The organism is Polynucleobacter sp. MG-6-Vaara-E2 (genome assembly GCF_018687695.1).
Taxonomy (GTDB): Bacteria; Pseudomonadota; Gammaproteobacteria; order Burkholderiales; family Burkholderiaceae; genus Polynucleobacter.
In genome coordinates this window covers 175,733-188,132 of record NZ_CP061303.1, presented here as the reverse complement: position 1 = coordinate 188,132, position 12,400 = coordinate 175,733, and the positions used below count along the sequence as shown (strand labels likewise).

At 44.5% G+C, this 12,400-nt stretch carries 13 protein-coding genes; 6 read left to right on the top strand and 7 right to left on the bottom strand.

Features of this window, described 5'->3' with window-relative positions:
* Positions 1 to 19 precede the first annotated feature (19 nt).
* The 3 genes from cgtA to rplU all read right to left on the bottom strand — a co-directional run bounded on the left by cgtA (position 20) and on the right by rplU (position 1,793).
* Entirely contained in the window at positions 20 to 1,114 is a 1,095-nt protein-coding gene (gene cgtA, locus ICV38_RS01030; RefSeq protein ID WP_215381924.1) for an Obg family GTPase CgtA, read from the bottom strand.
* A gap of 87 nt (positions 1,115 to 1,201) precedes the next feature.
* The gene (gene rpmA / locus ICV38_RS01025; protein ID WP_011902041.1) at positions 1,202 to 1,462 is read right to left on the bottom strand and encodes a 50S ribosomal protein L27; all 261 of its coding nucleotides are present in this window, start codon (positions 1,460 to 1,462) and stop codon (positions 1,202 to 1,204) included.
* A gap of 19 nt (positions 1,463 to 1,481) precedes the next feature.
* A complete protein-coding gene (rplU, locus tag ICV38_RS01020) occupies positions 1,482 to 1,793 on the bottom strand; it encodes a 50S ribosomal protein L21 (RefSeq protein WP_011902040.1) in 312 nt (103 codons plus the stop codon).
* Positions 1,794 to 1,868: 75 nt separating this feature from the next.
* Here rplU and ICV38_RS01015 point away from each other — a divergent pair, with 75 nt between their 5' ends.
* Positions 1,869 to 2,873 carry a polyprenyl synthetase family protein gene (locus ICV38_RS01015; RefSeq protein ID WP_215381923.1) on the top strand — a complete coding sequence of 335 codons (1,005 nt, stop codon included), beginning with the start codon at positions 1,869 to 1,871 and terminating at the stop codon, positions 2,871 to 2,873.
* Here ICV38_RS01015 and ICV38_RS01010 read toward each other — a convergent pair.
* The gene (locus ICV38_RS01010; protein WP_215381922.1) at positions 2,870 to 3,805 is read right to left on the bottom strand and encodes a reductase; all 936 of its coding nucleotides are present in this window, start codon (positions 3,803 to 3,805) and stop codon (positions 2,870 to 2,872) included. The two genes, ICV38_RS01015 and ICV38_RS01010, sit on opposite strands and share 4 nt — an antisense overlap.
* Positions 3,806 to 3,861: 56 nt before the next feature.
* On the opposite strand from ICV38_RS01010, the gene ICV38_RS01005 reads away from it, so the two are divergent.
* Complete coding sequence (locus tag ICV38_RS01005) at positions 3,862 to 4,629, top strand: fumarylacetoacetate hydrolase family protein (protein ID WP_215381921.1); 768 nt, start codon at positions 3,862 to 3,864, stop codon at positions 4,627 to 4,629.
* Between the two features lie 85 nt (positions 4,630 to 4,714).
* On the opposite strand, the gene ICV38_RS01000 is transcribed toward ICV38_RS01005, so the two are convergent.
* Together ICV38_RS01000 and ICV38_RS00995 are read right to left on the bottom strand one after the other, a co-directional pair.
* The gene (locus ICV38_RS01000; RefSeq protein WP_215381920.1) at positions 4,715 to 5,734 is read right to left on the bottom strand and encodes a 2-dehydropantoate 2-reductase; all 1,020 of its coding nucleotides are present in this window, start codon (positions 5,732 to 5,734) and stop codon (positions 4,715 to 4,717) included.
* A 102-nt stretch (positions 5,735 to 5,836) separates the two neighbouring features.
* The gene (locus ICV38_RS00995) at positions 5,837 to 7,252 is read right to left on the bottom strand and encodes a sodium:solute symporter family protein (RefSeq protein WP_215382668.1); all 1,416 of its coding nucleotides are present in this window, start codon (positions 7,250 to 7,252) and stop codon (positions 5,837 to 5,839) included.
* 107 nt (positions 7,253 to 7,359) lie between these two features.
* Here ICV38_RS00995 and ICV38_RS00990 point away from each other — a divergent pair, with 107 nt between their 5' ends.
* Positions 7,360 to 8,340, top strand: coding sequence for a squalene/phytoene synthase family protein (locus ICV38_RS00990; protein ID WP_215381919.1), 981 nt, complete (start codon positions 7,360 to 7,362; stop codon positions 8,338 to 8,340).
* A gap of 3 nt (positions 8,341 to 8,343) precedes the next feature.
* Here the strand turns inward: ICV38_RS00990 and ICV38_RS00985 are convergent, their stop codons facing one another.
* A complete protein-coding gene (locus ICV38_RS00985; RefSeq protein WP_215381918.1) occupies positions 8,344 to 8,856 on the bottom strand; it encodes a methylated-DNA--[protein]-cysteine S-methyltransferase in 513 nt (170 codons plus the stop codon).
* Between the two features lie 128 nt (positions 8,857 to 8,984).
* Between ICV38_RS00985 and ICV38_RS00980 the strand changes: the two genes are divergently transcribed.
* The 3 genes from ICV38_RS00980 to ICV38_RS00970 are packed head-to-tail and all read left to right on the top strand — an operon-like array spanning position 8,985 to position 12,390.
* Positions 8,985 to 10,274, top strand: coding sequence for an HlyC/CorC family transporter (locus ICV38_RS00980; protein WP_215381917.1), 1,290 nt, complete (start codon positions 8,985 to 8,987; stop codon positions 10,272 to 10,274).
* Complete coding sequence (locus ICV38_RS00975) at positions 10,271 to 11,353, top strand: GspE/PulE family protein (RefSeq protein ID WP_215381911.1); 1,083 nt, start codon at positions 10,271 to 10,273, stop codon at positions 11,351 to 11,353. Before ICV38_RS00980 ends, ICV38_RS00975 begins: the two co-directional genes overlap by 4 nt.
* On the top strand, positions 11,344 to 12,390 hold the full coding sequence (locus ICV38_RS00970; protein WP_215381909.1) for a type II secretion system F family protein: 1,047 nt from the start codon (positions 11,344 to 11,346) through the stop codon (positions 12,388 to 12,390). Before ICV38_RS00975 ends, ICV38_RS00970 begins: the two co-directional genes overlap by 10 nt.
* The last annotated feature ends 10 nt before the right edge of the window (positions 12,391 to 12,400 follow it).

The following is a 12,400-nucleotide window of genomic DNA, read 5'->3' as shown; positions in this document are numbered from 1 at the left end:
AGAGGGGCTGAATTACTCTTTAATCTGGAGTTTTATCTTGATCTTGCGCTTGATCTTGATAGCGAGGATCTGCTGCACGCTCTTCAGCATCATCTCGATCCCGGCGTACAGAATCTAAATAATCTTGCAAGGAATAGCAAAGCTTATCGCAACCCATGCCAGTCAAAGCAGAGATCTCAAATACAGGACCTTTCCACTTAAACTTTTTAACAAAATCAGCAACCACTTTCTTACGATCCTCTTCAGGAATCATATCGACCTTATTGAGCACCAACCAGCGTGGTTTCTCAACTAAGGCCTCATCGTATTTGCGCAATTCATTCACGATGGCATTGGCATCGGCAACTGGATCTACATTCTCATCAAATGGTGCGATATCAACCAAATGCAAGAGAACACCTGTGCGTTGCAAATGGCGCAAGAAGCGGTGGCCTAGACCAGCACCTTCAGCCGCACCCTCAATCAATCCAGGAATATCCGCAATCACAAAACTGCGCTCATTACCTACACGCACTACACCGAGGTTAGGATGCAAAGTTGTAAATGGATAGTCTGCAATTTTTGGTCTCGCATTTGAAACGGCAGTGATCAAAGTTGATTTACCAGCGTTTGGCATACCCAATAAACCAACATCAGCCAGTACTTTTAATTCAAGCTTTAGTTTGCGTCGTTCACCAGGCTTCCCATTGGTTTTTTGACGTGGCGCTCTATTGGTAGAGCTCTTAAAGTGAATATTGCCCCAACCACCAACGCCGCCTTGCGCTAAACACAAACGTTCGCCATGGGTAGTTAAATCAGCAATAGGCTCACCAGTTTCGTAATCAGAAATGATGGTGCCAACTGGCATACGCAATTCAATATCGTCACCGGCGCGACCATAACAGTCGGCACCACGCCCAGGTTCACCATTTTTTGCGGTGTGTGTTTTAGCGTAGCGGTAATCAATCAACGTATTGATGTTGCGGTCAGCAATTGCCCAGACACTTCCGCCTTTGCCACCGTCGCCTCCATCAGGACCGCCAAATTCAATAAACTTTTCGCGGCGCATAGAGGCACTCCCGGCACCACCCTGGCCGGCTATGACTTCAATGCGTGCTTCGTCTATAAATTTCATGAATAAAAAAGGCCTCGCTTAGCGAGGCCTGTTCCTAAGAGTTAAATTCGGAGTAAATCTGAATCAAACGAGTCTCAGTCAGGCGCCTTATGAACGAGGCAAAACTGAAACTTGGGCCTTCTTCAAGGCACCCTTAACGCCGAATTCCACTTGACCGTCAATTAAGGCGAACAAAGTGTGATCTTTACCAATACCAACGTTAGCACCTGGATGAACACGTGTGCCACGTTGACGAATAATGATACTGCCAGCATTAATATGCTCGCCGCCAAATACCTTAACGCCTAAGCGTTTCGATTCTGAATCACGGCCATTTCGTGTTGAGCCGCCGCCTTTTTTCTGTGCCATATCTTTCTCCTACCCTGAATTAGGCTTTAATCGTGTTGATCAAAATTTCAGTGAAATTCTGACGATGGCCTTGGTGCTTTTGATAATGCTTGCGACGGCGCATCTTAAAGATTGTCACTTTATCGTGACGTCCTTGGGAGACGACAGTGGCCATCACAGCTGCACCATTAACCAATGGATCACCCAATTTCAGTGAAGCGCCTTCGCCAACGGCGAGGACTTGGTCAAGAGTGATTTCGCTGCCGATTTCCGCTGGTATCTGTTCTATTTTCAATTTTTCGCCTGCAGCAACTTTATACTGTTTGCCACCGGTTTTTATGACCGCGTACATGGTTTGAAACCTCAATTAATATCTACATTTAAGCTAATCCACCCTGGATAAGCTAAGCCCATTATTATATCTTGCATGACGAGCACTGTCAAAATCAATGACTTAAGCCAAATCTTGGCCCCTATTTCCCTAGAATTCAAGGGCTTAGATGAGGTGATTCGAGAGCGTTTGGCCTCAAAAGTCGCCTTAATTGACCAAATCTCCAGCTACATCATCCAGGCAGGCGGAAAGCGTGTAAGGCCTGCTTTATTGATGTTGGTTGCCAAGGCGCTAGCCAATGGCAAAGCAACCCCCTATACCCTCGAAATGGCTGCGGTAGTGGAATTTATCCATACCGCCACCCTCCTGCATGACGACGTTGTTGATGAATCCACCCTCAGAAGAGGTCGTGAAACGGCAAATGCTGCTTTTGGCAATGCTGCTAGCGTTTTAGTGGGTGACTTCCTGTATTCCAGAGCCTTTCAGATGATGGTTGGCCCAAACGATTTGCGGGTGATGCAAATTCTGTCAGACGCCACAAATACGATTGCTGAAGGCGAAGTTTTACAGCTTCTCAATATGAACGACCCTGAAGTAGATGAAGATAGCTACCTTCAAGTGATTCGTTACAAGACTGCCAAATTATTTGAAGCCTCTACTGAGCTCGGCGCAATCCTGGCAAATGCGACAGATGTTCAACGTGAACAAGCTGCTGCTTTTGGACGTCACATTGGGACTGCATTCCAGTTGATGGATGACCTTTTGGATTACACAGCTAATGCCGAACAAATGGGCAAAAATGCTGGCGATGATTTACGTGAAGGCAAACCTACTTTGCCGCTAATTTATTTACTCGAACATGGTAGCAATGAAGAGCGTTTATTAGTTCGCGCTGCGATCGAACAAAATCAAGATTTACCCGATGATGTCTTTGTGAAAATTCTCGGTGCAGTACAAAGTTCTGGCGCACTTGATTACACACAAGCTGCCGCCAAGCGTGAAGCAGATTTGGCTTTGGAATGTATTCAAGGCTTTCCTAATAATGAGGCGACAATTGCATTACGTGATTTGTGCACTTACTCGCTCGCACGAAAAACTTAAGTTCCCAAGCTATTTAAGCGCAATTCACGAGCAGTAATCCGAGCCTTCTCTGCTTCGTCACGCAGTCTTTCAAGCTCTTGCTTAGTGAGCATTGCAATATTCGAATAGTCCAATTTCCAACTGGGATCTGCGGACCAGACTAGGGGTGAATGTACAGTCGTTCTGGGCGCTGGTGCTGATTCTAAAAGGCGTAAAGCCAGTTCAAAATTAAGAGATTGTGACTCAGGATCATTCGGCCTTCCTGCCGCATTGCCAAGAGGAAAATCGCTAAATAAAAATCTAGGAACACCGCAGTACTCGACAATGTCTTTGGCAGCCCCCATCACCACTGTAGAGATGCCATTACTTTCAAGGTACCTTGCCAACAAACTCTGACTCTGATGACATACTGGGCAATTTGGAATTAATACCGCCACATCCACCTGATCCGCACGGAGCATTTCTAAAATAATGGGCGCATCCACCTCTAATGTATGCCGTTGACTTCGATTCGTCGGTAAGCCATAAAAGTGTGGTGACAAAGACTGAATTCTTCCAGCCTTAACAGCGTCTCTAGCAGCACACAGCGGAAACCAGCAATTCATCTCTGCCATATTGGCGTTTTTACGATCGATACCAACGTGCGCAATTCGCAAATCAATCTCTGATGTCATTAATCGCTGATAGGGTTGATAAAACTTTGCCGCAGCGTTATACGGGGCGCCGGGACCTTGATTACCGCTCGCAGCATCATAAGGTACTGCAGTAGTAACCAATCCCAAGACGGATTGATTGAGCGACTTTTTTAGCGGAGTAAATGGCACATCAATGTAATGAGCCCAAATGTAGGGATTGTCATAACCCAAGCCGAGGTAATAGCTACGAGTGCGCTCGATATAACGAATCGGTTGATCCATTTCTGGTGCAAAAACCAGTTCAGCAGTCTTAGACATCTGCTCAGCCCTGTAAGATATTAACTATCAAAAATTTTTATTCTTAGGAACTCATTATGGCTCAATGGCTCAGATTTCAATACCAAGGAAAAGGGGGGTTAGGACAAGTACAGGGTGATCAAATCGCAGTGTACTCAGGCGACCTATTTCAGGATCCAAAACCCACAGGCGAAACTCTCAAATTAGCCGATGTCACGATTGATATCCCATGCACACCATCCAAAATGGTTGCGATGGTAGATAACTTTCACGCCTTGGTCACTAAGCTTGAACATGCAGTGCCAGCAGAACCGCTCTACTTTCTTAAAGGCAATAATTCCTTCTTAGCCGCTAATCAAATCATTCGCACCCCCAAATCTTATTCAGGCAAAGTGGTCTACGAAGGTGAGCTGGGGATTGTGATTGGTAAACGCATTCATGAGGCAAATGAAGCCGAGGCCACCAAAGCTATTTTTGGTTACACCTGCATTAATGATGTGACTGCGATTGAAATTCTTAATCGTGATCCAGGATATGCACAGTGGACTCGTTCAAAAAGCTTCAATACTTTTGGAGTCTTTGGTCCTTACATCACGACCGATGTTGACCCTAGTAAGTTGACTATCAAAACAATCCTGAACGATCAAGAGCGCCAGAATTATCCAGTGGCAGACATGATCTTCCCTCCAGCTAAGTTAGTCAGCCTCATCTCCCAGGATATCCCGCTCTTGCCAGGCGACATCATTGCTTGCGGCACTTCTGTAGGTGTTGGTTCAATGAAGCCTGGCAGCAATGTCAGCATCATTATTGAGGGTGTTGGTCAACTGGACAATCACTTCGAATAAATCAATCGCCCTTAAAACAAAAACCCTTGCTATGTGAGTAGCAAGGGTTTTTTAATGGCGAAGACTAACGATTAATCTTTTACTTTTAGTAACCAGATACTGATGGTAAGGCTAGGCTCCCTTTAGAAGCTTGTACATTTTCATCCAAGTATTTTGTCAAAGCAAATACAGTGTTTAAGCAAGGTGTTGGAGTTTGAGTAATTTTGCCCAACTCAATCACTGAACCTAAAAGCGCATCGATCTCTAAACTACGACCCGCTTCTAAGTCTTGCAACATTGAAGTCTTGTGCTTACCAACTTTCTCAGCACCAGCAATACGACGCTCGATATCAACCCGGAAAGTCACACCCAATTTCTCAGCGATGGTTTGTGCTTCAGCCATCATATTGCGCGCCAACTCTTTAGTTAATGGATACTGGCAAATGCCCTCCAAGGTACCGTGAGTCAATGAGCTAATTGGGTTGAAAGTCATATTGCCCCAGAGCTTGAGCCAAATCTCAGAACGAATGTCGTCCAAAATTGGGGACTTAAAGCCCGCCGCACCCATCATCTCTGAAATTTTCTGAATACGCTCAGTTGTCTTGCCGTCTAACTCACCCAGTGGGAAACGATTGCCCTCTACGTGACGAATGACGCCCGGAGCCTGAGTAAATGTTGCTGGGTACACTACGCAACCGATGATGTTATTGGGATTGATCGCTTTTTTAGCAAGACCACCAGCATCCACTGTTTCAACAGAGTGATCTTGGTACTCGCCACCAAGCTTTTGGAAATACCACCAAGGAATACCGTTTTGCATTGGAATCAAAATCGTTTCTAGCCCCATGATCGCTGCTAAGTCATCGATAATAGGTTCAACTTGATGCGCCTTCACTGCCAAGATCATCACTTCCGGTGTCTCGGCATCACGAATTTTTTCTACCGCTTTAACTTGGGCCACCAATGGCTCTGGCTGGTCATCCATAATCAATGCCAAACCGCGCTCTTTGATGGCAGCTAAAGTAGCTCCGCGCGCCACTACTGTTACATCATTGCCCGCCCTTGCCAACATGACAGCTAGGTATCCGCCAATAGCGCCACCTCCACCGATCACACAGATTTTCATAGGAACTCCACAAGAATAAAAAATGTTGAATTCTGATTATTTTAGTGCGATTGTTTTGCAGTGCAACAAATTTAATTGCTTAATTTTTAAGCAACAAGCACTTTAAATGGCTTTTAAATCATCTTTTGGCACTAGGCTACCCAAAATCATGCCGGCAATACTCGCTAATAAGCCAGCCAACTGGGGTGGCATAACGGCATTAGGAGCCAAGATTTCACAACTAATCCAGATCGTTAAACCGCCGACAACCGCCAGTAATCCACCTAAAGAATTCGCTCTTGGCCAATACACCCCAAAGGCCAGCGGCACAAAAGCAGCAACCAGAGTGACTTTGTAGGCACTCTCCACCATCTTAAAAATGGAGAGCTCAGAGTTCACGGCAAAGAAAGTTACCACCACTGCAAAACACAAAACTGTGATGCGCATAATTTTGAGCAAGTCATGATCAGAAAGATGCTTAAAAAATCCTCTCACAATATTTTCCGCGAAGGTTACTGAGGGTGCCAATAAGGTTGCGCTGGCGCAACTCTTGATTGCTGAAAGTAATGCGCCGAAAAACATCACCTGCGCAATGATCGGCGCATGATTCAAAATCAATTTAGGCAAAATCATTTGAGGATCAGTATTGAGATATTCCTGAACCAAACTAGGATTAATCAGCGTTGCTGAATAAGCCAAATACATCGGCACAAAAGCAAAAATAAAGTAGAGGACGCCACCCAAAATCGCAGCATTTACGGCAATGTTGACATTCTTGCTGGAAGTAATGCGCTGGAAAACGTCTTGCTGTGGAATAGATCCCAGCATCATGGTGCAAAGCGCTGCGACAAAGCCCAAAATCGAGGCTAAGTTCATATCGGGCCAGAAGTTACTAAATTGACCAGCAGCAGCGGCATGCTCAATCACTACGCTGATGCCTCCTGTCTGCGTAGTCATCTCACCGCCGATATACAGCATACCAATCACAATAATGATCATCTGAATAAAGTCAGTAATTGCTACCGACCACATGCCACCAAAAAGGGTGTAGATCAGGACACTAGCAGCTCCAATCATCATGCCACCAGTTTGGGAAATACTTCCCTCAGATACAACATTAAAAACAAGACCTAGTGCTTTAATCTGCGCAGCCACCCAACCTAAATAAGAGACAACGATACAAAGTGTTACTAACACTTCAACAGTACGGCCATATTTTTCACGAAAGAAGTCACCAATTGTTAGCATGCGGCGGTTATAAAGGTGCCGTGCAAAAAAGAGGCCGACCAAAATAAGGCAGAGGGATGACCCAAATGGATCTGAAACTACGCCACCCAAACCATCTTTTAAAAATGTGGCAGGAATTCCTAATACGGTCTCGGAACCAAACCAAGTAGCAAAAACAGTAGCGGTAACAATCGGCATTGGGAGGCTATGGCCTGCAGCTGCAAAGTCAGCGGTATTTTTGACGCGCAAGGCGGCCCATAAGCCGATGCCAACAGAAATTACCCAATAAATGATGACGAACCAAATCAGCACGCCCAACTTCTCCATATAGAATTTGTTGAAATTATATGGCCATGTCACTTTTATCAGTAATGAAATAGGCGCCAATTTAAAGCATGCTGGTCTGACATAATTGTCAGGTGCATTTACCCAAATCCAATCCCATCGAGAGTCTAGATACTGACCTGGCTTATCAAAAAGCTATTTTGGGCTCGGTATCTCGAACTTTTGCCCTCACTATCCCCCTATTACCACCCGTTATCGAGACGGTCGTTGGAAATACTTACCTACTCTGCAGAATTGTGGACACTATTGAGGACGCCGCCGACCTCAATCCAGAGACCAAACAGGCGCTGTCTAAGTTCTTTCTTGATGCTGTTCTAGAAAAGTCTCCAGTGGAGTCTTTTGTTGCGCCATGCCTTGCTGCACTCAAAAATTATGGCAATCAAGACGAACTCGATCTCATTGCCAACACCCCAACTATTTTGCGGATTCTGCATACCTGCTCAAGCAAGGATCAAGCCGCTGTAAGTAGATGCGTTTCAATCATGTCGGAGGGCATGTCCCATTTTCATGGGAAACAAACTGAGGCTGGCCTAAAAGACCTCAACGAATTCGAAGAATATTGTTATGTAGTCGCTGGGGTAGTTGGCGAACTTCTCACCACTATTTTTAGTAATCACTCTGCCGATTTTTCAAAACAGATCAAAGGACATGAAGCACTGGCAATTGCGTTTGGTCAGGCACTACAGATGACCAATATCCTGAAAGATTCGCCGGAGGATGAGGCCCGCGGAGTTTCTTGGAAGCCTGCCGGTATGAGTCAGAGTGAATTGCTGAAGATTGCCTATCAAAAATTACAAGACTCTATGCAATACATCCTACTGATACCCAAGAAGGATGCTGGGGTAAGACGCTTTTGCTTTTTAGCTTTTGGTCTTGCAGTCTTGACCCTTTCTAAAATTGCTAATCGTAAGCAATTTAATCATAAAGACGAGCTCAAGCTTTCACGCAAGTCCGTCATGACTTTTTATACTTTTACAAAGATTGCCGTTGGCAGTGATACGCTCATGAAACTTTTCTTTCACACGGCATCAAGCGCACTTAGAAGACAGCTCTAAAGCTTAGATTGCTCCCTCATGCTTTAGGAGCCAAGTTTTAATTTGACGATACAACCCAGGTGAATTTTCTTTCATAAAACCACCGATGCCTTGAGCAGATACAACCCGATGACATGGGGTAATTAAGGGAAAGGGGTTGGCGCCACACGCCGTACCAACAGCGCGAGGTCCACTCTTAATAGCACTAGCAATCTCACCATATGTTTTTGCCTTGCCAACAGGTATTTCTCGGATATGTTTCCAAACTTTCTGTTGATGTGGCGTACCTAATGGCTTTATTGGCAGATCAAACTGAAAGAGTGGATCTTTAAAGTAAGCATGACACTGTCTAGCCACTTCCTTAGCAAGTCCATTTTGGGGTTTTAATAAGCTAGCCCTGGCGGAGAGATAGTCAATTTTCGAGAGCATGAGACTGCCATCAACCAATTCGGTCAGAATGCCAAGCCTCCCAAATGGGGCTTCAATAACGCAATAACTTGCACTTTCTGGAGAGGGCTGTTTTTTAGGTAAAACCATAAGAATGATTCTCACATAATTTAGAAAAGGGGATGACAGCCCTTTCTACCCGGGCAATCACTACTGAATATGGTTTCTGAAAGCCTACTTTGCTATATTGAATCATCCTTAATTTATAAACATATCCCATGGACAACTTTTTTGATGATTGGCCTCTTTATAGCCAAGCTGCATTAGTCCTCTTTTTACTCGCGCTTTCAGGCTTCTTTTCGATGGCTGAAACCAGTATGTTGTCTTCCAACCGTCATCGTCTGCGCGCCATGGCCAATAGTGGTAATTCTGGTGCAGCACTAGCAGAAAGACTTCTCAAGCGCATTGACTCGCTTCTTTCAGTGTTATTGATTTCCAATAATCTGATTAATACCATTCTGCCAATCCTCGTTACCGGAATTGCTCTGCATCTATTTGGAGAGAGTGGCTTTGTACTCTCGATTGCAACCCTAGTAGTGGCCTTACTCATCATCATCTTTAGCGAAATCACCCCTAAGGTAATTGGTGCTGCATTCCCTGAAAAGATTGCTTCTAATGTGGGCTGGCTTATTCTGCCGCTCACTTTTTTACTAACCCCTCTACTTTGGCTCATCAATAATTTTGTTTCGGGATTAATGAAAGTGTCTGGCCTGCAATCGTCATCAGATAGCAGAACGATGAGCAACGAAGAGCTACGCAGTCTAGTTTTAGAGTCGAATCGCTTCGTTTCGAATCACCATCGCAATATTTTGCTCAACCTCTTTAATTTAGAGAACATCACCGTTGACGATGTCATGACACCTCGCTCGAAAATCGAAGTCTTGGATCTTTCAAGGCCGATTGATGAGGTGGTGCAGCAACTAGAGACCTGTTATCACAATAAGTTACCAGTCTGTGATGGCGACTCCGAGCGTATTGTCGGAATTTTGTCAGTCAAGAAAGCGCTATCTTTATTGGGCGACTCTGACTTGAAACACGAAGACTTTAGATCGCTAGTAAATGAACCTTACTTTATTCCAAGCAGCACACCAGTATTGCAACAGATGCAGTTCTTTCAAGACAATCAACAGCGCTTAAGCTTGGTAGTGAATGAATATGGTGAAGTACTTGGTCTAGTGACTTTCGAAGATATTGTGGAAGAACTCATTGGTGAATTCACAACCTCTTTCTCTCATTTATCGACTGATCCACGTTGGCTTGCAGATGGAACTTATCTTGCTAGCGGTAGCGCATCACTTCGCGATCTCAATCGTCTTCTCAATTTAGATTTACCTTTAAATGGCCCGCGTACACTCAATGGTCTTATCTTAGAAAATCTTGAGGCGATTCCGGATCATGATGTCAGCATTAAGATTGCCGACATCGTCATGGAAATCGTTCAATTTGATGATCAAGGTGTAAAGACTGTCAAACTCCATCGACCCTCCAGTCATCAAACTCAAGATTGAGTAGTGCAAATGATGACTCCCTAATTATTCGCACATGGTATGAGATCGCAGCCTATGCAATCAATGCCAGAGCTAGTGACATTCATGTTGAGGCCAGCCACCTAGGAGCTTTAATTCGTATTCGTGTTGATGGCTTATTGCAAGTTCACTCACAACACCCCCCTGAGCACCATGAGCGTCTCATTACCCGTATCAAAATCTTAGCCCGTCTAGATATTGCAGAAAAGCGTATTCCCCAAGATGGGCGTTTGAGTATTGGATTAGATTTTTCCAAACCCAATATTGATTGTCGAGTCTCGATTCTGCCAACACTACATGGAGAGAAAGCGGTCATTCGAATCTTGCCTAATCGTCTAGAGGAGCTCTCCTTAGAACGTATTGGTCTTTTACCAGAGCAATTGGATATTTTTCAAGAGGCGATCGCAAAGCCTAACGGTTTAATACTAGTCACAGGTCCGACGGGTAGTGGCAAAACACGCACACTATACAGCTGCCTCAGTTTTCTCAATCAATCACACCGCAACCTGTGTTCAATCGAAGATCCTATTGAGATTCGTCTGCCAGGCGTGAATCAGGTGGGGTATCACCCACGAGCCGGCCTAGATTTTTCAGTCATCATCAAAGCACTTCTTAGACAAGACCCAGATGTTATCATGATTGGAGAAATTCGCGATAGCGCTACTGCAAATCTTGCTATACAAGCAGCACAAACTGGCCACCTCGTATTAAGCACCTTACACACCCGCAATGCACGTGGCGCATTGACTCGGCTTAAAAACTTAGGAATAGATCAAGAGTCTTTGGAATCTTGTTTGCTTTGCGTAAGCTCACAACGTTTAGTTCGGAAGCTTTGCCCACAATGCAAGGATCAAATTGATTCTGATGTGACTGGCGTTTGCAGCCACTGCAATGGAAACCGATACTTCGGTCGCATTGGCGTCCATGAGATTCTCAGTGCAAAACATTTATTTGATGTAAGTCTGCCATTTATTAGCCTCAGAGAAGCAGGAATACTGCGCGTTAATGAAGGCCTGATTGATCGCTCAGGACTAGAGACTGAGGTTTGCGCATGGCATTAAGTAAACAACAAGAGCTCGCATTTGCACAACAACTACTCAGCTTACTGAATGCTGGACTTGCTCTTTTAAATGCTATTGAACTCATTGAGTCATCGGCACCAAAAAACTGGCAGTCCTGGCTAAAGAACATACAGACTCATCTTAGAAAAGGTAATAGCTTTTCTCAAAGCTTGATTGCACGCAGCAATCAATTCTCTATGGAGTTTATTAACCTCATTCGCGTAAGTGAGCGCACTGGAGATATTGAGCTTGCTCTCAAAACGATTTGTCAGCAACTAGAAGCCCAAATTGAATTGAGGCGCAAGGTGCAACAAGCCCTAAGCTACCCAATGATCACCTTGGCTAGCTCGTTGATATTGGTAGTAGTCATGATGATTTGGGTGGTACCCGTCTTTAAGGATGTGTTTGGACACTTTCAGGCGGAATTGCCACCCCCAACCAAAGTTCTCATTCAAACATCTTCCGTCATCAATGAATATTTTTTAGAGATCTTTACCTGCATGATCTCAAGTATTCTATTGTTTTTTCTCATTTGGCTCCGGTCAATCTACTTACAAAAATTGTGTGACCGTTGGAGTTTTCGCATCCCCCTCTTGGGAAAATTATTTCGCTTGGCAGCACTTACTTATTGCTGCCGAACATTGGGCCACTTACTAGAGTCGGGCCTAGCGCTTCCAGATGCTTTACGCATTACTGCGCAATCATCCAATCATTGGCTAAGCCATGATCTGAGTGCAGAAGTTTTTAAACATCTCACCCGAGGATGGTCTTTGGGTGACGCCTTAAAAAAGGCAGATCCTAAAAAATACTTTTTTGACTCTGAAACATTACAACTACTTCATATTGGAGCAGAGAGTGGCTCTCTTGCAAGCATGCTGAATAAATGCGCTCACACTTTGGGATCACAACTCGGTAGTCATCTCAATAACCTTAGCCAAACCTTGGAACCTTTGTTAATTATTTTTGTTGGGCTCATTATTGGTGGACTTGTCATAATCTTGTATCTACCAATATTTAATTTGGGACAAATTGTTTGATGCATTCCTC